A 24,681-nucleotide genomic window follows, 5' to 3' on the forward strand; every position below is an offset into this window, starting at 1 on the left:
TGCGTGGTCACAGGACTCGACGACGGCCGCCGCCTCACCTTCGGGGTCGCTACCGCGGCGTACCAGATCGAGGGCGGCACGGACGCCGACGGCAAGGGCCCCTCGATCTGGGACACCTACACCCAGGTGCCCGGTGCCATCCAGGACGGCTCCGACGGGACCGTGGCGTGTGCCTCCTACCCCGACCCGGCTCCCGACGTGGACCTGGTCGAGGGCCTGGGGGTGGCCCACTACCGGTTCTCCATCGCCTGGCCCAGGATCCAGCCGACCGGCACCGGACCGGCCAACCAGGCCGGCCTGGACTACTACGAGCGGCTGGTCGACGACCTCCTGCGCCGCGACATCGCCCCGATGGCCACGCTCTACCACTGGGACCTGCCCCAGGCCCTCGAGGACGGCGGCGGATGGCTGGTGCGGGAGACGGCCGAGCGGTTCGCGGACTACGCGATGCTCGTCCACGACCGCCTCGGCGACCGCGTGCCCGTGTGGGCCACCCACAACGAGCCGTGGTGCGCGGCCTACCTGGGCTACGGCTCGGGGCGGCACGCGCCGGGGAAGACGGTGGGCGCGCAGGCGCACCGCGCCGCCCACCACCTCCTCCTCGGCCACGGCCTGGCAGCCGCCCGGATGCGCGAGGCAGGAGCCGACACGGTCGGCATCGTGCTCAACCTGACCCCGGTCTGGCCCGACAGCGAGGCCGCCGCCGAGGGAGCCGACGGCGTGGACGCGATCCGCAACCGGATCTGGCTCGGCCCCCTGGTCGACGGCGCCTACGACGCCGGCACGCTGCGCGTCGCCCCGTCGCTCGCGGACCCCGAGCTGGTCCGTCCCGGTGACCTCGACCTGGTGCGCGGCTCGGCCGACTGGCTCGGGGTGAACTACTACACCCCCGCCCGGGTGGACGTGCTGGACCCGGACGCCCCGGCAGAGGTCGACGGCGGCGGGGACGCCGAGGTCGAGGCGTTCCCCGGGGTCGAGGGCGTCCGGTTCACGCCGCGCGAGCCCCGCACCTCCATCGACTGGGAGATCGACCCGGCAGGCCTCACCGAGCTGCTGGTGGAGACCCATCGTCGTACGCAGCTGCCCCTGGTCGTCACCGAGAACGGCGCCGCCTTCCCCGACACCGACCGGCTCGCCGACGGGACGGTCGACGACGCGGACCGGGTGGACTACCTGCGCACCCACCTCGCAGCGATCGACGCGGCCCGCGAGGCGGGTGCCGATGTACGCTCCTATGTGGTGTGGACGCTGATGGACAACTTCGAGTGGTCGCACGGCTACACCCAGAACTTCGGCATCGTGCACGTCGACCGCGAGTCGCTACGCCGTACGCCGAAGCAGTCCTACCGCTGGCTCGCGAAGGTCGTCTCCGAGCGGGGACGATGACCGGTACGGGCCGGTCACCGAGGAGACCGGCCGCTGTGTCGGCGCCGGGGCGATGACCGGCATCAAGGACGTGGCCCGTGAGGCCGGCGTCTCCACCGCCACGGTCTCGCGGGCCCTGCGCGGACTCCCCCGCGTCTCCGAGGAGACCCGGGCTCGGGTCCTGGCGGCCGCGGACCGGATGGAGTACACCGCCTCGCCGCACGCGGCGAGCCTTGCCGGCGGCCAGAGCCGGACCGTGGGGCTGGTGGTGCCGAACGTGACGCGCTGGTTCTTCGGCTCGGTCATCCACGGGGCCGAGGAGCTGCTGCGCGACGAGGGCTACGACCTGCTGCTCTACGACATCACCGGCGACCCGGCGATGCGTCACCGGCTCTTCACCACGCACCTGTCGAGCAAGCGGGTCGACGCGGTGATGGTGCTGGCGCTGCGGCCGACGCCGAGCGAGATCGCGTCCCTGGCCCGGTCCGGGTCCCCCACCGTCGCGGTCGGCGGGGCGGTGCCCGGCTGGCCCTCGACGCGCATCGACGACGTGCTCGCTGCGAGCACGGCGGTGCAGCACCTGATCGACCTCGGCCACCGGCGGATCGCCCACCTCGGCGGCACCCCCGACCCCGAGCACCAGGGACTGGCCTTCGCCGCGCCCCGGGAACGACTCGAGGGCTACCGAGCGGCGATGGCACGGGCCGGGCTCGCGATCGACCCCGACTGGGAGGTCACCGGCGACTTCTCGGCCCGGGGCGGGCTGGAGGCCTGTCCCCAGCTGCTGGCGGCGAAGCACCGGCCCACCGCGGTCTTCGCCGCCTCCGACGAGATGGCCATCGGCGCCATCCACGCGTTGCGCACCCACGGGGTCAGCGTGCCCGAGGACATGTCGGTGGTGGGGATCGACGACCACGAGATGTCCGGCTTCTTCGACCTCACCACCGTGGCCCAGCCGGCCCAGGAGCTCGGTCGCCGGGGCGCCCAGATCCTGGTCGACCTGATGGGCGGGCGCCAGCCACCCGAGGCGGAGGTGGTGCTGTCGACCCAGCTCGTGCTGCGGCACTCGACCACGGTCCCGCCCGACGGGCCCGCGGCCTGATCCTCACCCCGAGATGCCGACCGCTGCCGTGCTCTCCTGCTCGTCCACCGGGAAGTGGCAGGCCACCCGGTGCTCGCTGGTCGGCGCGGCACCGATCTGCAGCAGCGGCGGCTCCTGGGTGCGGCAGATGTCCTGCGCCTTCCAGCAGCGGGTGTGGAACCGGCACCCCGGTGGTGGGTTGATCGGGCTCGGCACGTCCCCCTCGAGGCGGATCCGCGCGCGCTGGTGCCGGCGCCGGGTGTCGGGGACGGGGACCGCCGACAGCATCGCCACCGTGTAGGGGTGCCGGGGCCGCTCGTAGAGGTCGTCGCGGTCACCGATCTCCACGATCTTGCCGAGGTACATCACCGCGACCCGGTCCGAGACGTGGCGGACCACGGAGAGGTCGTGCGCGATCATCACGTAGGTGAGGTCCAGCTCCTCCTGGAGGTCCTCGAGCAGGTTCACCACCTGCGCCTGGATCGAGACGTCGAGGGCCGAGACCGGCTCGTCGGCCACGATCAGCTTGGGCTTGAGCGCCAGGGTGCGGGCGATGCCGATGCGCTGCCGCTGGCCCCCGGAGAACTCGTGCGGGTAGCGGTTGTAGTGCTCCGGGCTCAGCCCGACGGTCTCGAGGAGCTCCTGGACCGCCTTCTTCCGGCCGCCCTCGGGCTCCACCCCCTGGAGCCGGAACGGGGCGCCGACGATCTTGCCGACCGTGTGCCGCGGGTTCAGCGAGGAGTACGGGTCCTGGAAGATCATCTGGATGTCGCGGCGCAGCGGGCGCATCTTGCCGTCGGAGAGATGGCTGATGTCGCGGCCCTCGAAGGCGATCTCGCCCGAGGTCGGCTCGAGCAGCCGGGTGACCAGCCGGGCCGTGGTGCTCTTGCCGCAGCCCGACTCCCCGACGATCGAGAACGTCTCCCCGCGGCGTACGGCGAAGCTGACGCCGTCGACCGCCTGGACCGCGCTGCTCGACCGGCCCAGCAGGCCGCTCTTGATCGGGAAGTGCTTGACGAGGTTCTCCACGACGAGCAGGTCGTCCTGGGGGCGGTCGGCCGTACGTGCCGCGTGCCGGGGTACGACGTGGGCGTCCGGGGCGGTCGGGTCTGTCGGAGTGGTCACGAGATCCTCGGCGAGATTTCCTGAGCCCAGACTCGCTGGCGCTCGGCGGGTGTCATGTGGCAGGCGACGAGATGGCCGTCACCGGCATCGAGCAGGTCGGGACGCTCGATCCTGGTGACCGAGCCGACCTGGTCGGCGTAGTCGCAGCGGGGGCTGAAGGCGCAGCCCTGCGGCACCCGGATCAGGCTCGGGGGCGTGCCCTTGATCGGCATCAGCCGCTCGGTCGGGGCCTTGTCGAACCGGGGCATCGAGCCGAGCAGCCCCCAGGTGTAGGGATGCTGCGGTTCGTTGAACAGCTGCTCGGCCGTGCCGGACTCCACGGCGCGGCCGGCGTACATCACCAAGATGTCGTCGGCGAGCTCAGCGACCACCCCGAGGTCGTGGGTGATGATCACGATCGCGGAGTCGAACTCCTTCTGGAGGTCCCGCAGCAGGTCCAGGATCTGCGCCTGGACCGTCACGTCGAGCGCCGTGGTCGGCTCATCGGCGATCAGCAGGTCGGGATCGCAGGACAGCGACATCGCGATCATCGCCCGCTGACGCATCCCGCCGGAGAACTGGTGCGGGTAGGCGTCCACGCGCCGGTGCGGCTCGGGGATGCCGACCCGGTCGAGCATCTCGACGGCGTGGGCGCGGGCCACCTTCTTCGAGACCTTGTGGTGGATCCGGTAGGCCTCGATGATCTGGTTGCCGACCGTGTAGAGCGGGTGCATCGAGGACAGCGGGTCCTGGAAGATCATCGCCATCTTCTTGCCGCGCAGCAGCCGGATCGTCTCGGTGTCGGTGCCGACGAGCTCCTGCCCGTCGAGCTTGATCGAGCCGGAGAGGCGGGCGTTGCTCGCGGTGTGCAGGCCCATCACGGCCATGCTGGTCACCGACTTGCCCGAGCCGGACTCCCCCACGATGCCGAGGGTCTTGCCGCGCTCGACGCTGAAGGAGAGCCCGTCGACCGACTTGACCACCCCGTCGTCGGTGGCGAAGTGCACCTGCAGGTCGTTCACGTCGAGGTACGGCCGGTCGGTGGCGCCGTCCGTCCCGGAGAGCTGGGGGGTCAGGGTGGTCATCGGGTCCTCACTCTCGGGTCGATCACGGCGTACAGCAGGTCGACGACCAGGTTGCACAGTGCCACGAAGACCGCCGTGACCAGGACGACGGCCAGCACCGGCGGGAGGTCGTTGTTCTTCACCGAGGTGATCGCCAGCTGGCCGAGGCCGGGCAGGCCGAACACGGTCTCGGTGAGCACCGCGCCACCGATGAGCAGCCCGAAGTCGAGGCCGAAGATCGTCAGCACCGGGGTCAGGGCCGAGCGCAGCCCGTGCTTGACCACGACGGTGCGCTCGGGGAGGCCCTTGGCCCGGGCGGTGCGGATGTAGTCCTCGCCCATCACCTCGAGCATGCCGGCGCGGGTCAGCCGGGCGTACTGGGCCGAGAACAGCAGCGCCAACGTGATCCAGGGCAGCAGCAGTGCGTGGGCCCACTTGAGCGGGTTGTCGGTGAGGCTGGTGTACGACGCACCCGGCGGCGTCCAGCCCAGGTTGTAGCTGAAGAAGGCCAGCGAGATCAGGCCGGTCCAGAAGATCGGCAGCGAGACGCCGGCCAGGGCCACGGTCATCGCGGCCCGGTCGAAGACCGAACCGCGCCGCAGCGCGGAGAGCACGCCGGTGGCCACGCCGACCACGACCCAGATGATCGCGGCGCCGATGGCCAGGGACAGCGTCACCGGGAACCGGCGCAGGATGTCGGGGAGCACGGCCTCACTGCTGCGGAAGGAGTAGCCCAGGCACGGCGCCGGGCAGTTCTCCACGCCGGCGCCGTAGTTGTAGGTGGTGCCGCCGACGACTCCCTTGATCCAGTTCCAGTACTGCACGTGGATGGGGTCGTAGAAGCCGAGGCTCTTCGCCACGTCGCTGATGGTGCCGGTGTTGGGCGCCTTGCCGACGTACCGCGCGGCAAGGGTCTCCGGGGTCGCGCCGGCGAGCCGCGGCATCAGGTAGAAGATCGCGAAGGTGATCATGCTGATCACGATCACGAGACCGGCCGCGGCGACCAGGCGCCGGATGATGTAGCTGATCACGTTCTCGGCTGGGAGGGGCGGTCCCGACCCGGGTCGTGCCCGGGCCGGGACCGCCCTCCTACGCCCTCACCAACTCTCGGTGTCGTGGGTGCGGAGGTGGAACGGTTACTGCTTCACACCCATGGCGGTGTAGTCGTAGTAGCCGAAGGCGTCGTTGACGAACACGTTCGTCGCCTTCTTCGACCGCAGCAGCACCGCCTTGGCGTAGACGCCCGGGTAGATGACTGCCTCCTCCATCACCCGCTTGTCGATCTCGCCCCACATCTTGTTGCGAGCGGCCTCGTCGGGCTCGACCGATGCCTTGTCCAGCAGCGCGTCCACCTCGGGGATCCGCACCGAGAGGTTCGAGGAACCACCCGTGGGCGTGATGACCCGGCTGTCGACGATCTGGGACAGGAAGCCGAAGCCGTCGTTCCAGTCGGCGCCCCAGCCGTTGGTGCACAGGCCGATCTTGTTCTTGACCAGGTACGACGGAAGGCCGCAGGTCGAGGAGAAGTAGTCGCCCTCGGGGAGCGGCTTGAGGGACACCTTGATCCCGACCTTGCCCAGCGAGTCCTGGAAGGCCTCGGCCGTGGCCTTCTCCTTCGAACGCTCGGCGCGGTAGCCCATCGTGGTCTCGAACCCGTCGGGCTGACCGCAGTCCTTCAGAGCTGCCTTGGCCTTGTCCGCCTGGCCGTTGGGGTTCTTCTTCTGGCCGTAGAGGTCGACGTCCTCGTAGCCCGGGATCATCGGAGGCATCACGGTCGTAGCGAGCTCGCCGCCGGCGAACTTGCCGCCGTAGGCGTTCTGGTACGACGTGGGGCTCATCGCGTACATGACGGCCTTGCGGCAGTCGATGTTGTCGAAGGGTGCCACCGTCGGGACGATCGAGGTGTACCAGAGACGCGCGATCGTGGGGTTGTCCGCACGCGCCATCAGGTCCTTGTCCTTGAGGACCTTGGGCAGCGCGGCGGGCTGGACACCCGTGCCGGCCACGTCGACGTCGATGGTCCCCGCGATCAGCTGGTTGTCCAGGTCGTCGGGCTCCATGCTCGTCTTGACGTCGATCACGTCAGGCAGTGCCTTGCGGTTCTCGTCGGTCGCAGGGTCCCAGTTGGGGTTGCGCACCAGCTTGAAGCCGGTGGCCGCGTCGAAGTTGCCGTCGAACATGTACGGGCCTGACGAGATCACGTGGGACTTGTACTTCGCGCCGGTGTCCTTGGCCTGCGGGACCGGAGCGGTCTGCGGCAGCTGGGCCATGTAGTCGAACCCGGCGAACGCCTCCTTGAGGTGGAACACGATCGTGGAGTCGTCGGGCGTCTCGATCGCGGAGGTGGTGTCCGCGCCCTTGCTGCGGTAGACCCCGTCGTAGCCCTTCGGCAGGTCGAGCATGCTCTTGAAGTACTGCGGCGCGGTCTTGAAGGTGGTGGTGTCGGTCGAGCGGAGCACGGCGTACGCCACGTCCTTGGAGGTGATCGGCGAGCCGTCCTCGAACTTCAGGCCCTCCTTGAGGGTGTAGGTCCAGGTCTTGCCACCGTCGGAGGACTTGCCCAGGTCGGTGGCGAGGTCGGGAACAAGCTCGAGCCCCTGCTTGCCGGGCGCCGGCTTGAACATCACCAGGGTGCGGGCGAAGTTGCGGACCATGTCCCACGAGTAGCCGTAGTAGGTCTCGCCGGGGTCGATGGTGCTGTCGCCCCACTCCGAGCCCAGACCCATCTTCAGAGTTCCGCCCTTGGCGTCCGACGGGCTCACCACGGAGTCCAGCCCCTTGTTGTCCAGCTTGGGCGCGGAGCTGCCGCCGCCGTCGTCGGAACCGCTGCCGCACGCACTCAGTCCGAGTGCCGCGACGGTGGCCAGGGCCACCATCACTCTCCTGTGCTTGATCCGCATTCACTTACCTTTCTGTCGACCGCGGGATTGCGGCAGTTCTGGTACCGGACGGGTCACCGGCTCCTGGGGTCGAAGGCATCGCGCAGCCCGTCCCCGAAGAGGTTGAAGGCCATCACGGTGGCGAAGATCGCCAGCCCGGGCCAGAGCATGAAGTGCGGGACCGTGTAGAAGCCGACGGCGTCCGAGAGCATCCCGCCCCAGGTCGCCGTCGGCGGCGGTACGCCGACCCCGAGGAAGGACAACGCCGCCTCGAAGAGGATGTTGGTCGGGATGATCAGCGTCGAGTAGACGAGGATCGGCGCGAGCAGGTTGGGCAGCAGCTCGGTGAACAGGATGTAGGGCCGCCGCGCTCCCAGGCTGCGGGCGGCCTCGACGTACTCCCGCTCGCGCAGCGAGATGGTCTGCCCGCGCACGATGCGACCGATGTAGGGCCAGTTGAACAGGCCGATCACGAAGATCAGCAGCACCAGCCGCAGCGTCAGTCCCGACATGCCGAAGGCGTTGTCGGGGAAGACGCCGGAGAGCGCGATCGCGAAGACCAGGATCGGGAACGCCAGGAAGATGTCCATGATCCGGCTGAGCACCGCGTCCACCCAGCCGCCGAAGAACCCGGCGACGATGCCGACCGTGGTGCCGATGGCGACCGAGACGAACGTGGCCAGGATCGCGATCAGCAGGGAGATGCGGGCGCCGTAGATGACCCGGCTGAAGATGTCGCGACCGTTGACCGTCTCCAGGCCCATCGGGTGCTCCCAGCTCATCCCGCCGAAGCTGCCGGCCGGGATGTTGGGGATGAACGGGTCGAGCAGGTCCTGGTGGTACTCGTTGGGCGGACCGCCGGTGATCTTGACGATCAGGGGCGCGCAGATCGCCACCAGCACGAGCAGCACGATGAACACACCGCCGGCCAGCGCGACCTTGTCGCGGCGCAGCCTGCCCCACGCGATCTGGGTCAGGGAGCGGCCTTCGATCGCCTTCTCCCCGACCAGCACTGCCTCGGGATCGGCTTGGCCCGCCCTCGGGTCGTCCAACGTGCTCAGGGTGACCTCCCAGGAAGCGGCTCAGCAGCCCCCCGTGCGGTGGCCGATTACAACCTTCTCCCGTCGCCGCGACGGGTCAAGAGGCCGTGCCTGCCGTTGCCGAATCGTGACGCGAACCGGGAACTATCTGGGTCTGAGCACCACGACGGGGATCTCCCGCTCGGTCCAGGACTGGTAGCTGGCGTAGTCGCTGTAGAGCTCGACCAGCCGTGGCCACAGCACCGCGCGCTCCTGCTCGTCGGCGGTGTGGGCCCGCATCGGCAGGCGCTCCCCACGCACCTGCACGGTCACGTCGGGGTCCGCGAGCAGGTTGAGGTACCACAGCGGGTGCTGGGGGCGCCCGGCCTGCGAGGCGACCACCACCAGGTCGTCGCCGTCGCGCAGGTAGACCAACGGCGTGGTCCGCAGCCGGCCGGTCCTGCGCCCACGGTGCTCGACGAGGCAGATCGGGACCGGGTTGCGCCAGGCGGCCCCGACGCGCCAGGTGCCGCCGATCCGGCCGCGGGTCAGCCGGTAGACCCGGACGTTGCCGGCCGCGAGCACCTTGATCACCTTGCGGGCGAGCTCGCCGTCGAGTCCTTCGGGCTTGGTGTCCACCGGCCGCTACAGCCCGCGCTTGAGGACGACCTGCTCCACCAGCGAGCGCGAACGCCAGCCGTGCGGCGTACGGACCAGGTGGTGGTGGTAGATCCCGGCGAACTCGACCACCAGCTCGGTGCCGTCCTGCTGCGGGAGCGTCATCGGGTTGTAGAAGTACGCCGCCACGGTCGCCTCGTCGCCGTCGACCTGGCTGTCGACCTGTCCGAGCTGGTGCATCCGGCTGGGGAAGATCGGGAGCATCTCCGCGAGCCAGGGCTTCACGGCGTCGTACGTGCCCGCGATGCCGCCGCTGGCCGTGTAGTCGATCTCGGCGTCGGGGGTGAACACCTCGTCGAGTCGGTCCCACTCCCCCGTGTCGATCGCGCGGGTGTAGCGGGTGAGCAGTGCCTCGATCTCGAGGCGGTCGGAGATCTGGGTCAGGTCCACAGGCTGCACTCTGGCAGAGAACTGAAACACGTTCTATATTTCGACCAGCTCAATAACCGAAAGGTCCCGATCATGAGGTTCACCTACGCCGAGGCGATGACCCACGTGGAGTACTACGCCCCGCTCGCCCAGGCGGCGGAGGCGGCCGGCTACACCTCGATGACCGTCGCCGACTCCCTGATCTACCCCCGGGAGTCCGACTCGACGTACCCCTACACCGACACCGGCGACCGGGAGTTCCTCGAGGACAAGGAGTTCATCGAGACGATGGTGCTGGTGACCCACCTCGCCGCGGTGACCAGCACGCTGCGGTTCACGCCGTTCGTGCTCAAGCTGCCGGTGCGGCCGCCGGTGCTGGTGGCCAAGCAGATCAGCTCGATCGCGTGCCTGAGCGGGAACCGCCTCGGCCTCGGCGTGGGGCTCTCGCCGTGGCCGGAGGACTTCGTGGCGATGGGGGTGCCGTGGGAGCGGCGCGGCAAGCGGATGGACGAGTGCATGGACATCCTGCGCGGCCTGACCAGCGGGGAGTTCTTCGGCTACGACGGGGAGTTCTTCACCCTCCAGGAGATGAAGCAGACGCCTGCGCCCACCGAGCGGATCCCGCTGCTGGTGGGCGGCCACGCGGACGCAGCGCTGCGGCGCGCCGTGCTCAAGGGCGACGGGTGGATGCACGCCGGCGGTGACGGCGAGGAGCTCGACCGGCTGCTCGCTCGGCTCGCAGAGATCCGCAAGGCCGAGGGCGACACCCGCGACGACTTCGAGGTGCACGTCATCTCCTATGACGCCTACGACCTCGACGGCATCAAGCGGCTCCAGGACAAGGGCGTCACCGACTGCATCGTCGGGTTCCGGGTGCCCTACATCAAGGGTCCCGACACCGAGCCGCTGCAGACCAAGATCGACAACCTGGAGAAGTACGCCCACTCGATCATCAGCAAGGTGAGCCTGTGAGCGAGGTCTCGACAGGCTCGACCGGCGGTGGGGGCGGCGTCACGGCCGCGTTCGCGGAGGCGGTCCGCGAGGCGGAGCAGCTGATCGCGAACCCGCCGTTCCCGGTCTCCGAGCAGGACCTCGCCGAGGGCTACGACTACCTCGCCGGCAGCATCCGGTCCTCGCTGCAGATGGCCTTCGACTACGACCTCGAGCACCCGGTGCTGATCAACCCGACGCACCAGTACGCCCGCCAGGGCCTCGACAACCCCGACGCGATCTACTTCAACGCCTACCTGGCGCCCGGTGCGTCGTACGTCGTCTCCGGCGTGCGCGGCACCACCGCAGACCTGTCCTTCCAGCTGATGTCCGGGACCTACTCCGCCGACGGCGCGCCCGACAGCGTCGCCGCGTTCGACGACCGTGACCTCGAGATCGCCGAGGACGGCTCCTTCGAGTGGCGCTTCGGCCCCGAGCTGGGGCTCACCAAGGGATCCACGCTGATCGTGCGCGAGGTCTACGACGACTGGAACGCCGAGGACCGCGGCACCCTGCGGATCCAGCGGCTCGACACGGCGGGGACGCCGCGGGGACCGCTGACCCCCGAGCGCGTCGCCAAGCGGTACGGCGTGGCCGCCAAGATGCTGATCGGTCGGATCAACACCTGGTTCGCGTTCCCGGAGTGGTTCACCTACAAGGAGCCGGTGAACACGCTCACCGTGCCGAGGTCGACGCCCGGCGGACTGGCCTCGCAGTACTCCTCGATCGGGCACTACTCGCTCGAGCCCGACGAGGCGATGATCGTCACGGTGCCGGTCTCCGAGTGCGCCTACCAGGCGATCCAGATCGGGTCGCGGTGGTACGTCTCCACCGACTACGAGCACCACCAGACCTCGCTGAGCAAGGCCCAGTCGCACGCCGACCCGGACGGGAAGTTCCGCTACGTGATCAGCGAGCGCGACCCGGGCCTGGCCAACTGGCTGGAGACCACCGGCCACCCCCAGGGCGTGATGATGCTGCGCTGGCAGCGGGTCTCCCGCGAGCTCACGGCCGCCGACGGCCCCGAGGTCGAGGTGGTGCCGTTCGAGTCACTGCCCGACCGGTTGCCCCACTTCCACGCCAACCAGATCTCCGCCGACGACTACCGGACCCGGATCTCCGACCGCCAGGTGGGCATCGCCCGCCGGATGATCTCGTGACGCCGACCGGGCACGAACGTCCCGCCGTAGCCCGCCGAGCGGGCACTTGTGTCCCGCGGAAACGCGCCGACCGGGCACTCCCGTCTCGTCCAGATGTCTCGACCGGGCAGTTGTGTCCCAGCCCGGCGAGCACAACTGCCCGCTCACCGTCGTACGACGGGACACAACTGCCCGCTCACCGTCGTACGACGAGACGCAACTGCCCGCTCACCGAGAAGAGGATGAGGACCCCGTGACCGGATCCCCCCAGCTGCTCCAGGACAAGGTGGTCGTGCTCTCCGGAGTCGGGCCCGGCCTCGGGCGCTCGCTGGGCGAGGAGGCGGCCCGGATGGGTGCCGACCTCGTCCTCGTCTCCCGGACGCAGAAGCGGCTGGAGAAGATGGCCGAGGTGGTCCGCTCCCACGGCCGCCGGGCGCTCGTCGTACCCACTGACATCAACGACGAGGACGCGTGCCGGCGACTGGTCGACGCCGCCCTGGCGGAGTACGGGCGCGTCGACTGCCTGATCAACAACGCGTTCGCGATCCCGCCGATGGAGCCGCTGAGCACGATCAAGCACGACGCCCTCCGGGACTCGCTGGAGACCAACGCGTTCGCGCCGCTGCGGCTCTCCACGCTCTTCGCCGACGCGCTCGCGGAGTCCCCGGACAAGACCGGCGGCTCGGTGATCATGGTCAACTCGGCGGTGCTGCGGCAGTCGCAGCTGGAGTTCGGCGGCTACAAGGTCAGCAAGGGCACCCTGGTGCACATCGCCTCCGCGCTGGCCACCGAGCTCGGCCTGCGCGGGATCCGGGTGAACACGGTGGCGCCGAGCTGGATCTACGAGGACGTGAACAAGGCGTACTTCGACTGGATGGCCGAGGAGCGCGGCCTCACCCACGACGACATCTACCGCGAGATCGCCGACCGGACCGACCTCAAGCGGCTCGCGACGCCGGAGGAGGTCGCGAGGGCCACCCTCTTCCTCGCCTCCGACCTGGCCTCGGCGGTCAGCGGGGTCACCCTCGACGTGAGCTGCGGTGAGTTCCATGGCTACTGATCTCGACTGGGCTCGATCACCGTCCGCTGCTGCTCGCCCCTGTCCCTCGACCGGCGGTGAGCGATCATGACGGCGCGCACACGCGAAGACCTCGGCTCCTTCGATGACATCGCCGCGGCCGCCGTACGCACCACGGGACTCGAGGACTTCGGCGGCACCGAGCACGAGGAGGGCCTGCGCCTGCTGTGCGAGGACCTGGGCGAGCACGGGGGGCTGACCCCCGAGGGCAACTACATGCAGCGCACGTTCATCAAGAGCGCGCTGGTCGGGCGGCTGCTCTCCGAGCACGGCTTCAAGGAGCACCCGTCGTACGCCGAGGTGCCGATCGAGCGTCCGATCTTCGTCTGCGGCCTGCCCCGCACCGGTACGACCGCCCTGCACCGGTTGCTGAACGCCGACCCCGCCCACCAGGGGCTCGAGCTGTGGCTGACCGAGGTCCCCCAGCCGCGACCCCCGCGCGAGACGTGGCCGGAGAACCAGATCTACGCGGCCCTGAACGCGGCGTTCTCCGAGCACCACGTGGAGAACCCGGAGTTCATGGGGATCCACTTCATGGACGCGAGCAGCGTCGAGGAGTGCTGGCGGATCCTGCGCCAGTCCGGGAAGTCGATCGGGTTCGAGTCGCTGGCCCACGTCCCGTCGTACTCCGCCTGGCTGGAGAAGCAGGACTGGACCGACGCCTACCAGCGGCACAAGGCCAACCTGCAACTGATCGGGCTCAACGACCCGGAGAAGCGCTGGGTGCTGAAGAACCCCTCGCACCTCGTCGGCATCGACGCGATCATGGCGGTCTACCCCGACGCGCTGATCGTGCAGCCGAAGCGCGACCCCGTCGTCGCGATCGCCTCCGCGTGCTCGCTCTCCGCGGAGGCGACGAAGGGCTGGTCGACCACGTTCGTCGGCGAGACGATCGGGCGGACCCAGCTCGACATGCTCAGCAAGGCCGTGGCCCGCTTCGAGCGCGAACGGGCCAACCACCCCGCGGACCAGTTCATCGACCTCGACTACGCCGAGTTCGTCAAGGACCCGGTGGCGACCACGCGAGCCATCTACGACTCCTTCGGCCTGGAGTGGACCGCGGGCGTCGATGAGGCCGTCACCCGCCTCGACGCCGAGTCACGCCAGGGCGGCAGACGTCCGTCGCACCGCTACGACCTGGCCGACTACGGGCTCACCGAGGACGAGGTCCGCGCGGCGTTCGCCGAGCATTCCGGATAGTCCGAGACGATTCCGTTGCCGAACGGCCGTTTTCACGACGGAAAGGTCTCGGACTATCCGGCCCGGCGGGAGGCACGAAGGGCGCGGAGGCCCCAGGAGCCGAGTACGCCGGCGATGGCGATGTTGACCACGATCAGCACCGAGTGCGCGACGAAGTAGCCCACCGGGCGGTCCTCCTCGGTCTGCACGAGCGCCTTGGTGAACTGTGCGTAGGTGAGCACGTTCCAGACGGCGACGGCCAGCAGGACCAGGGCGTGCTTGCGTTCCAGCTTCACCCCGGAAGCGTATGCGCCCGCGCCCAGTGCGCCGGGCCGGGGCCGGTCAGGCGGGTGCCTGCTCGCGCCGGGTCACCACGATCCGGGCGCCGTGGCGCGGGACGCTGGTGATGTTGCGCACCTTGGGGGTCTCGGTGGAGCCGGGCGGGACGGCCACGTCGTAGGCGCGCAGGACCTCGCGGAGTACGGCGACGCCCTCCATCAGCGAGAACCCCGCCCCGATGCAGCGCCGTACGCCGCCGCCGAACGGGATCCAGGTGTTGATGGCCACCTCGCCCTCGGTGAACCGCTCCGGGCGGAAGCGGGTGTGGTCGGGGTGGCTGCTCTCCGACTCGTGGGCCAGGATGATCGAGGCCGCGACGTTGGCCCCGCGGGGCAGGTCGATCCCACCGACCGTCGCAGGCTCGGTCAGGTGCCGCACCACCATCGGGATCACCGGGTGCAGCCGCATGGACTCCTTGAGGACCGCCTCGAGGTGGTCGGTGTCCCCGTAGATGGCGGCCTCGCGTGCCCTGGCCTCCTCGGCGGGGTTGCTGCCCAGCTCGTGCAGCGCCCAGGCGAGCGCGGTCGCCGTGGTCTCGTGACCCGCGAGCAGCAGGGTGACCAGCTGGTCGCGCAGCTCCTCGTCGCTCAGCCCGCCCCCGGACTCGTCCTCCACGAGCAGCAACTGGGAGAGCACGTCGGTGCGCTCGGCGAGGTCGGGAGCCCGGCGGCGCTCGTCGATCTCGGCGAAGATCACCCGGTCGAGCTCGACCTGGTTCTCGATGGTGCGCCGCCAGGGACCGTACTTCTGCAGCCGCGGGTACCCCCACCCGAGGAACACCAGCGGCGGGATGTCCACCGTCTTGTTGACCAGCGGACGCAGCTCGGCGAGCCGGTCCTCGTCGGTGACCCCGAAGACGACCTGGAGGATGACCTCGAGGGTGAGTGCGTTCATCCGGGCCAGGGACTCGAACGGCTCCCCTGCCTGCCAGCGGTCGACCTCCTCGCGGGTCAGCCGGGTGACCAGCGACTCGTAGCCCTTCAACGCCCGGGCGTTGAAGGCCGGCATCAGCAGCCGGCGGGCCCGCTTGTGCTGGGTGGAGTCGACCAGGAGCAGCGAGTGCTCGCCCATCACGGGCCCGAGGATCGCGTTGCCCTTGCCCGCGTGGAAGACCTCGGGGTCGCCGGCGAAGATCTCCCGGACGTGCTCGGGACGGTTGAAGAACACGATGTGGCGGCCCTCGGGCATGATCCGGATCGTGAACACGTCGCCGTAGCGGCGCTGCAGCGCGGGGATGAAGCGGTGCCGGAACCGAAGCACGCCGATGCTCTGGAGCAGGACGTGCATCCGCGGCCCCGGCGGCAGGTCGCGGGCGTCCAGCGGCCCCGCGTCGGAGGGCGCGGGACGCATCTTGGCGAAACGGCGCTCGGTCACCTCGGCAGTCGACATACGCGGAGCATGCCCCGCGGAGCGCGGTGCAATCAGGTCCCGGACTCCGGCGTGGGCGCGGTGGGCACTCGGCGCAGGTCGGTCACCTCGAAGACCGGCAACGGGCTGAGCCGCTCCAGCCCGCAGGTCAGCTGCGCCTCGCCCCGGGTCCCCTGCCGCAGGGTCACCGACCAGTCCACGCCCTCGCGGCGGAACACCGCGGTCGGGCCGTTGCGGCGCACGAGCCTCAGCGAGTCGAGCCGGTCGTCCTCGAGGTGGCGGCGCAGCGCGATCTCGGCGTACTGCACCGCCATCGGGTACGACGAGCGCCCGCGCAGCCGGGAGATGTCCAGCCGCCCCTGCTCGTGGAGGCCCGCGAGATCGCTGGCGGCCCAGGGCTCCACCCGGCCGTAGTAGAGGCCCTCGGGGAGCACCACCATGTTGGCCGCGAACCGGTCGCCACCCACGTGCGAGATCTCCCAGGTCTGCTCCGGGTGGGACGCGGTCAGCGCGGCCGCCACCGGACGGCCCCGCTCGGCGCAGCACGGGTCGTGCCGGCCGTGCGTGCACACGCCGAACAGGGGCCCCTCTGCCGGCGACCAGCCCGCCGGTGGCTCACCCCGGGCGATGGCGTCGAGGTCGACCGCGAGCAGCTCCTCGGGATCGAGGAAGGTCGTGGTGAACAGGCGGCCCTGCGCCGGGAAGGCGAGGAACATCCGGAAGTCCGCCTCGCGGTGGGCCCGGTGGTGGCGCCGTGCCAGCAGCACGCGGATGCTGCCGTGCGTGCGCAGATGGGCCTTGACCGCGTCGGGCAGCCGGCTGTCGCGGGGAGCGCTGGCGCCCCACGGGCCCTGGTTCTCCACCAGCAGGAAGGCGCGCAGGTGCGTCGCCGTGCCTGCCAGGTCGTCCTGCCGCTGCTCGGCCGACACGGCGCAGCGGAAGTCACCGATGTCCGGCCTGGTCAGCGGAGGACCTCGAGCAGACCCTCGCGGACGAGCCGGCGGGTGAGGACGAGAGCGGACTGGGGGTCCAGGCCCAGGTCCGCCGGGGTGAACACCTCCAGGGTGCGCGCCCGCTCGACCGCGTCGAGGAGCCGGGCCGGCACGCTGAGCCGGCGGTCGCCCAGCAGGAGGTTCAGCCGGTCGCCCTCGGGCTGCAGCACACAGGGCTTGCCGGGACGGCGGCGCAGCTCGGTGTCGCCGGCGATGCCGTCCAGCTGCATCCGGTCGACCAGCCCGCCACGCAGGTTGCCGCCCCGGCTCCCCAGGAACGACTGGGTCTGGGCTGCTGCCACCGCGGCCGGGTCCGTCGCCGCAAGCGCGGACCCGAGGTCCTGCAGCCGCTGCGCCAGGCCCTCGGCGAGCTCCTCGGGACGCTCGAGGTAGCCCGCGGGCAGGTGGGCGTCAGCCTCGACGCTGGTCAGCGCCTGCTGGACGGCCCGGTCGAGCAGGGTGCGCCAGGTGAGCTGGTTGATGCCGATCGTGACGTGCAGGGAGACGGTGTCGCGGGCCCGGGCGGCGTGCGGCGTACCGGTCGGCAGGTACATGCTCAGGCCGGGCTCCAGCAGGACCTCGCGCGCGTCCCGGTCGACCTCACCGGGGGCGGGGTGGACCTCCCACAGCTTGGAGCCGTGGGTCTGGAAGACGAAGACGTCGTGGCTGTCGCTGTGCACCGCGAACCCCTGGGAGCCCGGCGGGGTCAGGTAGGCGTTGGCCTGGCACGGGTGCCCCAGGGCCAGCTCGAGCTCGGCGACCAGCCGGGTCAGCGGCGGCCAGTACCGATGCAGTCCCTGGAGTACGACGGTCGCGCCGCCCTCGAACAGGTCGATCACCTTGCGTGCGTCCACCAGCCCGCTCAGGGCCTGCCCGGCGAGGGTGGCTCCGCTGCGGGTGTAGCTCGACGCCGGCAGCACCGACCCGTCCTGGGCGAGGCGCACCGCGGGGGTGCGGATCGCGGTCGCGGTCAGCAGGTGGTCGACGTCGTCGAAGGACAGCAGGCCGACGAGCTCCGCCGGGTCGGCCTTGTGGACGTGGACGTGGGACGCCCAGATCTTCTCGACGAAGTCCTGGGCGTCCCCGCTCAGCAGCGTGAGGGCGTTCACTCAGCCGTCGGTGCCGTCGGTGCCGTCCGCGTCGCTGGAGTCGCCGTCGGTGCCATCCGCGTCGGTCGAGTCGCCGTCGGTGCCGTCCGCGTCGGTCGAGTCACCGTCGGTGCTGTCGGTCGAGTCGCCGTCGGTGCCGTCCGCGTCGCCCGAGGGCACGGCCTCCGCGCCTCCTGCGGTGGTGTCCATCTCGTCGTCGCCGAGCGGCTGGTCTGGAGTCGTCGTCATCTGCTGCCTCCTTGTGAGTGTTCGGCACACGTCGCGCCGTACGTAGTCGTGCCCGATCCTGCACGTTCTGAACCGCATCGCGCCACCAAAGGTCGCGGCCCCAGAGGCGACGGCTCAGAGCTTCTCGGACTCCGCCCGTTGGAGGAGCGCGGCGGCGTGGTCCTCGTGCTCCTCGCGGATGCGGGACAGGAAGCTCTGGGTGCGCTCGTGCTGCGGGTGGTTGATCACGTCGTCGGGGGGACCCTGCTCGACCACCACCCCGCTGTCCATGAACACGACCCGGTCGGCCACCTCGCGCGCGAAGCCCATCTCGTGGGTCACCACGATCATGGTCATGCCGCCGTCGGCGAGCTCACGCATCACCGAGAGCACCTCGCCGACCAGCTCGGGGTCGAGCGCGGAGGTCGGCTCGTCGAACAGCATCAGCTTGGGGTCCATCGCCAGGGCGCGGGCGATCGCCACCCGCTGCTGCTGGCCACCGGAGAGCTGGGAGGGGTAGCTGTCGCAACGCTCGACGAGCCCGACGCGGTCCAGGAGCTCACGGCCACGCTTCTCGGCGGCGGCCTTCTTCACCCCGGCCACCTGGATAGGGGCCTCCATGATGTTCTCCAGGGCGGTCATGTGCGGGAACAGGTTGAACCGCTGGAAGACCATCCCGATCTCGCGCCGCTGGGCCGCGATCCGCTTGTCGCTGAGCCGGTGCAGCTTGCCGCCCCGGTCCTCGTAGCCGGCGAGCTCGCCGTCGACCCAGATCCGCCCGCCCTGGATGGTCTCGAGCTGGTTGATGCAGCGCAGGAACGTCGTCTTGCCCGACCCGGAGGGACCCAGCAGGCACACCACCTCGCCGGCCGCCACGTCGACGTCGATGCCCTTGAGCACCTCGTTGCCGTAGAAGGACTTGTGCACGTTCAGCGCACGCACCAGGGGCATCGCCGAGGAGCCCTGGCCGGAGGAAGCCGGGGAGGGGGACGCGTTCACTTGCTGCCGCCGATCATCGAGAGCATCTTCGCCCGCCAGCTGGAGTCGGGCTGCCCCGGTGTGCCGAAGCCGCGCCCGAACCGGGCCTCGAGCCGTGACTGGATCACCATCAGCACGCTGCACACGATCAGGTACCACAGCACCGCCGCGACCAGCACCGGGAAGACCTCGTAGGTCCGGGACCCGATCGAGCGCAGCTGGAAGAACAGCTCGTTGCTGACCGGGATCGCGATCAGCAGCGAGGTGTCCTTGACCATCGCGATGGTCTCGTTGCCCGTCGGAGGGACGATCACCCGCATCGCCTGCGGGAGGACGACGCGACGCATCGCCTTGCCGCTGCTCATCCCCAGGGCACAGGCGGCCTCACGCTGGCCGGGGTCGACCGAGAGGATGCCGGCCCGCGCGATCTCGGCCATGTACGCCGCCTCGGAGAGCCCGAGACCGATGATGCCACCGAGGATCCCGGTGAAGATCTGGTTGGCGTCGAGGCTGAAGAACCGCAGGTTGCCGTCGAGACCGAGCAGGTCCATGATCTGCTCGCCGAACGGCACCCCGATGCCGAGGCCGCCGGCGGCCTCGGGGAACAGCAGCCCGAGGGCTCCCATGATCGTGAGCAGCACGAGGCGGGGCACCGCCCGGAAGAACCAGGTGAACACCCACGCCACGGTGGAGAGCACCGGGTTGTCGGAGAGCCGCATCACGGCCACGGTGATGCCGAGCGTGACACCGATGAGCATCGCGCCCGCCGTACCGAGCAGGGTGCCCATCACCAGCCCGCGGAGCACCGGGGACTGCACCATCGCCTCGAGCACGAACGGCCAGTTGAAGGCCGGGTTCGTGACCAGGAGGTGCACGAACATCGCCACCAGCACGGCGATGACGACGATCACCACCCACCGCCCCGGGTGACGCACCGGAACCGCGTCGATCATCCCGGGACGGTCGTCTGCACTCTCCGGGGCAGACGTGGGTGGCATCGTCATGGTCATCTCAGGGAGTGGGGTTCACGGCGAAGTCGGTGATGGCCCCGGACTGCACGCCCCAGGCCTCGAGCGCCTTCTTGTAGTCCCCATCGGCCTCCAGCGACTTCAGGGCCGCCAGGACGGCCTCGGCGAGCTCGGTCTGGTCCTTGGGGATGACGTAGCCGTAGGGGGCCGCGTCGTAGATCTCGCCGAGGGCCTCGAGCTTGTCCTTGGACTGCTCGACCGCGTAGGCGACGATCGGGGAGTCGGCGAGCATCGCGTCCGCCTTGCCCGAGACGACGTTGGCGGTCACCTCGTCCTGCCCCTCGTAGGTCAGCACCTTGATCGGCTTGCCCGCGGCCGTGCACTCCTTCTGCTTCGGCGGCAGGTCCTCCTCCTGCTGCACGGTGCCCTGCTGGACCGCGACGGTCGCCCCGCAGGGCTTCTCGACGTCGACGTTCTTCGGGTTGCCGGGGGCCGAGGCCCACTGGGTGCCGGCGCTGAAGTAGCTGACCATGTTCACCTGCTTCAGCCGGTCGGGGTTGATGGTGAAGCTGGAGACGCCGACGCCGTACTTGCCGCCCTGGACGCCGGTGATGATCGAGTCGAACTTGGCGTTGGTGAACTCGACCTTCAGGTCGAGCTTCTTGGCGACCGCGGTGAACAGGTCGATGTCGAAGCCCTCGATGGTCTTGCCGTCGCCGCTGAGGAACTCGTTGGGTGCGTAGCTGGCGTCGGTGCCGACCGTCAGCGTGCCCTTGTCCTTGATCTCCGCCGGGACCAGCGCCGCTGCCTTCTCGTCGACGCTCGTCTTGACGTCGCCGCCCTTCTTGTCCCCGGAGTCCAGGGAGTCGGATCCGCAGCCGGCCACGGTCAGCAGGCCGACCGTCAGAGCCGAGATGATGAGCCTTGAGCGTCGCATTTGAGTCCTTCCACAAGCCCCTTGTGGAGCCCGAGATCGTCATGTGCTGGTGGTGGCCGGAGGTTCCAGCCGGGTACGGCATCTTGCCACCGCCCGATCCAGTGCCCGACGCCCGTGGCAGAAAACCTAGACCCGAGCAGAAGCCCCGTCCAGAGACCGAGGACACAAAGGTTTGAGTCCAGACCATTGACACCCGTGGGCCCGGCTCCGAGACTGGGCCGGGTGTTGACCACGTCGCACGACGCCGCCCTGCCTGCTGAGGTGATGCGGCCGGTGCGCGGGCACCACGCCTTCGAGGCCTGTGTGGAGCAGCTGGCCACCCTGATCCGCCTCGGTGTCTACCCGCGCGGCTCCACCCTGCCGCCCGAGCGCGAGCTGGCGCAACGTCTCGTGGTCTCCCGCGCCACGCTGCGCGAGGCCATGGCCGCGCTGCGCCAGGCAGGACTCGTCGAGACCACCCGCGGCCGCGGTGGCGGGACCGTGGTGACGATGCGTCCCGCCACGCCCTCGGCGCGCGCCGCGTCGCGCCGGTCCGGGGCGACCCGCGCGGACTGGGTGGACGCGCTCGACTTCCGCCGCATCGTCGAGCCCGGCGCCGCCGCGCTGGCAGCCCGCCAGCCCCTCGACGCCGCACGGCGCCAGCGGCTGGAGGCCGCGCACGCGTCGGTCGCCCAGGCGAACGGCCCGGCGATGCACCGGCAGGCCGACTCACGCTTCCACCTGACCGTGGCCGCGCTGAGTGGCTCGCCCCGCGTCGTCGAGGCCGTCACCGCCGTGCAGTCGAGCCTGCACGAGATGCTCAGCGCGATCCCGGTGCTCGAGGCGAACATCGCCCACTCCGACGCGCAGCACGCCCGGATCGTCACCGCCATCCTCACCGGACGGGGCCACCTGGCCCGGCGCGCGATGGCGGAGCACTGCGACGACACCGCCGCCCTGCTGAGGGGCTTGCTCACCTGACCGACCAGCTCGCCCCTGTCCGAGACCAGACCAGCGACCCGCTCCGAACGCCACCCACGGGAGAACACCGATGAGCACACCCAACGACCGCTACCTCACCCTGGACCGCCTGCGCACCCTGATCGAGTCCGACGAGATCGACACCGTCGTACTCGCCTTCACCGACATGCAGGGCAGGCTCCAGGGCAAGCGGCTCCACGGCCGCTACTTCCTCGACGTCGCCCTCGAGGGCCGCACCGAGGGCTGCAACTACCTGCTCGCCGTGGACATCGACATGAACACGGTGGACGGCTACACCATCTCCTCGTGGGAGAAGGGCTACGGCGACATGGAGTTCGTCCCGGACTGGGACACCCTGCGCCGGCTCCCGCACCTGCCCGCCACGGCCCTGGTGCAGTGCGACCTCGTCTGGCTCGACGACGCCCCGGTGCCGCAGTCGCCGCGGACGATCCTCAAGGCCCAGCTGGAGAAGGTCGCCGCGATGGACATGGTGGCCCTGGCCGGGACCGAGCTGGAGTTCATCGCCTTCGAGAACACCTTCGAGGACGCCCACAACCGCGGGTGGCGCGGTCTGACCCCGGTCAACCAGTACAACGTCGACTACTCGCTGATCGGCACCTCCCGGGTGGAGCCGCTGCTGCGCGACATCCGCAACCACATGTACGCCGCCGGCATGGACGTCGAGGGCGCGAAGGGTGAGTGCAACCTGGGCCAGCACGAGATCGGCTTCCTGTTCGCCGAGGCACTGGTCACCGCCGACAACCACGCCGTCTACAAGACCGCCGCCAAGGAGATCGCCTCCCAGCACGGCAAGTCGCTGACGTTCATGGCCAAGTACGACGAGCGCGAGGGCAACTCCTGCCACATCCACCTCTCCCTGCGCGGGGCAGACGGCGAGGTGGTGTTCGCGGAGGGCAAGGAGCGCTCGCCGCTCTACGACCAGTTCGTGGCCGGCGTGCTCGCGACGATGGCCGACTTCACCCTGCTGTACGCACCGAACATCAACTCCTACAAGCGGTTCGCCTCCGCCTCGTTCGCCCCCACCGCGGTGGCCTGGGGCACCGACAACCGCACCTGCGCCGTGCGCCTGGTGGGCCACGGACCCTCCGCGCGGATGGAGAACCGGCTCCCGGGCGGCGACGTGAACCCCTACCTCGCGCTGGCGGCGATGCTGGCGGGCGGGCTGTACGGGATCGAGAACGAGCTCACGCTGGAGGACGAGCTCGTCGGCAACGCCTACGCCTCGGACAAGCCGCACGTGCCGCACACCCTCCGTGCCGCCCGGGAGGCCTTCGCCACGTCGAAGATCGCCCGGCAAACCCTGGGTGAGGAGGTCGTGGACCACTACGTCAACATGGCTGATGTCGAGCTCGCGGCCTTCGATGCCGCCGTCACCGACTGGGAGCTCGGCCGGACCTTCGAGAGGATGTGAGCAGGTGACCACCTCACCGTTCGTCACTGCCACCAGCCCGGTGATCAGCCCCGTCACCACCCAGCAGATCGCCGAGGTCGGCTCGGCCAGCGTCGAGGAGGCCGACGCCGCCATCGCGCGTGCCCAGGAGGCCTTCGGACCCTGGCGCGACCTCGCCCCCGGCGAACGGGCCCGGCTGCTGCGCGCGTTCGCCGCCGTCGTGGACCTGCACCTCGAGGAGCTCGCGCAGATCGAGGTCGGCAACTCCGGGCACACCATCGGCAACGCCCGCTGGGAGGCGGGCAACGTCCGCGACTGCCTGAACTACTACTCCGCCGCCCCCGAGCGGATGTTCGGCCGGCAGATCCCCGTCCCCGGCGGGGTCGACCTGACCTTCCACGAGCCGCTGGGGGTCGTCGGGATCATCGTGCCGTGGAACTTCCCGATGCCGATCGCGGCGTGGGGCTTCGCTCCCGCCCTCGCGGCGGGCAACACCGTGGTGCTCAAGCCTGCGGAGATCACCCCGCTGACCGCGATCCGGATCGGCGAGCTCGCGATCGAGGCGGGCCTGCCCGAGGGCGTGCTCACTGTGATCCCCGGCAAGGGGTCGGTCGTGGGCCAGCGGTTCGTCACCCACCCCGACGTGCGCAAGGTGTGCTTCACCGGCTCCACCTCGGTGGGCAAGCAGATCATGGCCGGGTGCGCCGAGCAGGTGAAGCGGGTGACCCTCGAGCTCGGCGGCAAGAGCGCGAACATCATCTTCGCCGACACCGACATCGCCGCGGCGGCCGCGAGTGCGCCGTACGCCGTGTTCGACAACGCCGGCCAGGACTGCTGCGCCCGCTCGCGGATCCTTGTGCAGCGTTCGGCGTACGACGAGTTCGTCGGCCGGCTCGAGGAGTCGGTCAAGCGGCTGCGCGTGACCGACCCCGCCGACGAGCAGAGTGAGATGGGCCCGATGGTCTCGGCCGCGCAGCGTGACTCGGTGCAGCGCTACATCGACGCGGCCGACGTCGCCTTCACCGGGTCCCGCCCCGAGGGCGACGGGTTCTGGCTGGCGCCGACGGTCGTGGAGTCCACCTCGACGCAGGAGCCGGTGTGGCGCGAGGAGGTCTTCGGCCCCGTCGTCGCGGTGATGGCCTTCGATGACGAGGACGAGGCGGTCGGGCTCGCCAACGACACGGAGTACGGCCTGTCCGGGTCGATCTACACCAACGACCTCGGCCGGGCGCTGCGGGTCGCACGCGGCGTGGAGTCGGGCAACCTGAGCGTGAACAGCCACTCGGCGGTGCGCTACTGGACGCCGTTCGGCGGCTACAAGCAGTCCGGTCTCGGGCGCGAACTGGGGCCGGACGCCCCGAACGCGTTCACCGAGGAGAAGAACGTCTTCATCGCCCACTAGGGCCGGGCGTCCGTCGGGGCCGCACACCTACGCAGGCCCCGGGGCGGCTACTCGAGCAACCGATT

General features: G+C 70.1%; 24 protein-coding genes. 9 read left to right on the forward strand and 15 right to left on the reverse strand.

Annotation, left to right across the window (positions count from 1 at the left end; all coding sequences use genetic code 11):
- Positions 1 to 3: 3 nt before the first annotated feature.
- A complete protein-coding gene (locus tag AC4BGC_RS16070; protein ID WP_490556605.1) occupies positions 4 to 1,386 on the forward strand; it encodes a GH1 family beta-glucosidase in 1,383 nt (460 codons plus the stop codon).
- Between the two features lie 52 nt (positions 1,387 to 1,438).
- Positions 1,439 to 2,467: a LacI family DNA-binding transcriptional regulator gene (locus AC4BGC_RS16075; protein ID WP_490556606.1), complete on the forward strand. Its 1,029-nt coding sequence runs from the start codon at positions 1,439 to 1,441 to the stop codon at positions 2,465 to 2,467.
- A 3-nt stretch (positions 2,468 to 2,470) separates the two neighbouring features.
- Here AC4BGC_RS16075 and AC4BGC_RS16080 read toward each other — a convergent pair whose 3' ends face one another.
- The 7 genes from AC4BGC_RS16080 to AC4BGC_RS16110 form a co-directional block, all read right to left on the reverse strand.
- The gene (locus AC4BGC_RS16080) at positions 2,471 to 3,571 is read right to left on the reverse strand and encodes an ABC transporter ATP-binding protein (RefSeq protein WP_490556607.1); all 1,101 of its coding nucleotides are present in this window, start codon (positions 3,569 to 3,571) and stop codon (positions 2,471 to 2,473) included.
- Positions 3,568 to 4,635: an ABC transporter ATP-binding protein gene (locus tag AC4BGC_RS16085; RefSeq protein WP_490556608.1), complete on the reverse strand. Its 1,068-nt coding sequence runs from the start codon at positions 4,633 to 4,635 to the stop codon at positions 3,568 to 3,570. Before AC4BGC_RS16085 ends, AC4BGC_RS16080 begins: the two co-directional genes overlap by 4 nt.
- Complete coding sequence (locus AC4BGC_RS16090) at positions 4,632 to 5,645, reverse strand: ABC transporter permease (protein ID WP_490556609.1); 1,014 nt, start codon at positions 5,643 to 5,645, stop codon at positions 4,632 to 4,634. The genes AC4BGC_RS16085 and AC4BGC_RS16090 overlap by 4 nt, the downstream gene beginning before the upstream one ends.
- Positions 5,646 to 5,750: 105 nt before the next feature.
- Positions 5,751 to 7,514: an ABC transporter substrate-binding protein gene (locus AC4BGC_RS16095; protein ID WP_490547430.1), complete on the reverse strand. Its 1,764-nt coding sequence runs from the start codon at positions 7,512 to 7,514 to the stop codon at positions 5,751 to 5,753.
- 53 nt (positions 7,515 to 7,567) lie between these two features.
- Positions 7,568 to 8,545 (reverse strand): ABC transporter permease, encoded by a 978-nt coding sequence (locus tag AC4BGC_RS16100; protein WP_490547429.1) that lies wholly within the window; start codon positions 8,543 to 8,545, stop codon positions 7,568 to 7,570.
- A gap of 132 nt (positions 8,546 to 8,677) precedes the next feature.
- The gene (locus AC4BGC_RS16105) at positions 8,678 to 9,151 is read right to left on the reverse strand and encodes a nitroreductase/quinone reductase family protein (protein ID WP_490547428.1); all 474 of its coding nucleotides are present in this window, start codon (positions 9,149 to 9,151) and stop codon (positions 8,678 to 8,680) included.
- A 6-nt stretch (positions 9,152 to 9,157) separates the two neighbouring features.
- Positions 9,158 to 9,580, reverse strand: coding sequence for a nuclear transport factor 2 family protein (locus AC4BGC_RS16110; RefSeq protein ID WP_490556610.1), 423 nt, complete (start codon positions 9,578 to 9,580; stop codon positions 9,158 to 9,160).
- Positions 9,581 to 9,652: 72 nt separating this feature from the next.
- Between AC4BGC_RS16110 and AC4BGC_RS16115 the strand changes: the two genes are divergently transcribed.
- The 4 genes from AC4BGC_RS16115 to AC4BGC_RS16130 all read left to right on the forward strand — a co-directional run bounded on the left by AC4BGC_RS16115 (position 9,653) and on the right by AC4BGC_RS16130 (position 13,966).
- Positions 9,653 to 10,531, forward strand: a complete 879-nt coding sequence (locus AC4BGC_RS16115) for a TIGR03619 family F420-dependent LLM class oxidoreductase (protein ID WP_490547426.1) — start codon at positions 9,653 to 9,655, stop codon at positions 10,529 to 10,531.
- Entirely contained in the window at positions 10,528 to 11,709 is a 1,182-nt protein-coding gene (locus tag AC4BGC_RS16120; RefSeq protein ID WP_490556611.1) for a hypothetical protein, read from the forward strand. Before AC4BGC_RS16115 ends, AC4BGC_RS16120 begins: the two co-directional genes overlap by 4 nt.
- Positions 11,710 to 11,941: 232 nt before the next feature.
- Entirely contained in the window at positions 11,942 to 12,748 is an 807-nt protein-coding gene (locus AC4BGC_RS16125; RefSeq protein ID WP_490556612.1) for an SDR family oxidoreductase, read from the forward strand.
- Positions 12,749 to 12,814: 66 nt separating this feature from the next.
- Positions 12,815 to 13,966 carry a sulfotransferase family protein gene (locus tag AC4BGC_RS16130; RefSeq protein ID WP_490556613.1) on the forward strand — a complete coding sequence of 384 codons (1,152 nt, stop codon included), beginning with the start codon at positions 12,815 to 12,817 and terminating at the stop codon, positions 13,964 to 13,966.
- Between the two features lie 53 nt (positions 13,967 to 14,019).
- Here the strand turns inward: AC4BGC_RS16130 and AC4BGC_RS16135 are convergent, their stop codons facing one another.
- The 8 genes from AC4BGC_RS16135 to AC4BGC_RS16170 all read right to left on the reverse strand — a co-directional run bounded on the left by AC4BGC_RS16135 (position 14,020) and on the right by AC4BGC_RS16170 (position 20,843).
- Positions 14,020 to 14,241 carry an SCO4848 family membrane protein gene (locus AC4BGC_RS16135; RefSeq protein WP_490547422.1) on the reverse strand — a complete coding sequence of 74 codons (222 nt, stop codon included), beginning with the start codon at positions 14,239 to 14,241 and terminating at the stop codon, positions 14,020 to 14,022.
- A gap of 46 nt (positions 14,242 to 14,287) precedes the next feature.
- Entirely contained in the window at positions 14,288 to 15,658 is a 1,371-nt protein-coding gene (locus AC4BGC_RS16140; protein ID WP_490556614.1) for a cytochrome P450, read from the reverse strand.
- A gap of 47 nt (positions 15,659 to 15,705) precedes the next feature.
- Complete coding sequence (locus AC4BGC_RS16145) at positions 15,706 to 16,581, reverse strand: ferredoxin family protein (RefSeq protein WP_490556615.1); 876 nt, start codon at positions 16,579 to 16,581, stop codon at positions 15,706 to 15,708.
- A gap of 32 nt (positions 16,582 to 16,613) precedes the next feature.
- Positions 16,614 to 17,753 (reverse strand): cupin domain-containing protein, encoded by a 1,140-nt coding sequence (locus AC4BGC_RS16150; protein ID WP_490556616.1) that lies wholly within the window; start codon positions 17,751 to 17,753, stop codon positions 16,614 to 16,616.
- Positions 17,754 to 17,981 carry a hypothetical protein gene (locus tag AC4BGC_RS16155; protein WP_490547418.1) on the reverse strand — a complete coding sequence of 76 codons (228 nt, stop codon included), beginning with the start codon at positions 17,979 to 17,981 and terminating at the stop codon, positions 17,754 to 17,756.
- A 114-nt stretch (positions 17,982 to 18,095) separates the two neighbouring features.
- Positions 18,096 to 18,911, reverse strand: a complete 816-nt coding sequence (locus AC4BGC_RS16160; RefSeq protein WP_490548441.1) for an amino acid ABC transporter ATP-binding protein — start codon at positions 18,909 to 18,911, stop codon at positions 18,096 to 18,098.
- A 44-nt stretch (positions 18,912 to 18,955) separates the two neighbouring features.
- On the reverse strand, positions 18,956 to 19,891 hold the full coding sequence (locus tag AC4BGC_RS16165) for an amino acid ABC transporter permease (protein ID WP_490556617.1): 936 nt from the start codon (positions 19,889 to 19,891) through the stop codon (positions 18,956 to 18,958).
- Positions 19,892 to 19,949: 58 nt separating this feature from the next.
- A complete protein-coding gene (locus AC4BGC_RS16170) occupies positions 19,950 to 20,843 on the reverse strand; it encodes an ABC transporter substrate-binding protein (RefSeq protein ID WP_490547416.1) in 894 nt (297 codons plus the stop codon).
- Between the two features lie 222 nt (positions 20,844 to 21,065).
- On the opposite strand from AC4BGC_RS16170, the gene AC4BGC_RS16175 reads away from it, so the two are divergent.
- The 3 genes from AC4BGC_RS16175 (at position 21,066) to AC4BGC_RS16185 (ending at position 24,616) form a co-directional block, all read left to right on the forward strand.
- Entirely contained in the window at positions 21,066 to 21,803 is a 738-nt protein-coding gene (locus AC4BGC_RS16175; RefSeq protein WP_490547415.1) for a FadR/GntR family transcriptional regulator, read from the forward strand.
- Between the two features lie 70 nt (positions 21,804 to 21,873).
- Positions 21,874 to 23,235 (forward strand): glutamine synthetase family protein, encoded by a 1,362-nt coding sequence (locus AC4BGC_RS16180; protein WP_490556618.1) that lies wholly within the window; start codon positions 21,874 to 21,876, stop codon positions 23,233 to 23,235.
- 4 nt (positions 23,236 to 23,239) lie between these two features.
- Positions 23,240 to 24,616: an aldehyde dehydrogenase family protein gene (locus AC4BGC_RS16185; RefSeq protein ID WP_490556619.1), complete on the forward strand. Its 1,377-nt coding sequence runs from the start codon at positions 23,240 to 23,242 to the stop codon at positions 24,614 to 24,616.
- The last annotated feature ends 65 nt before the right edge of the window (positions 24,617 to 24,681 follow it).

Source organism: Nocardioides sp. Z38_18 (assembly GCF_058215695.1).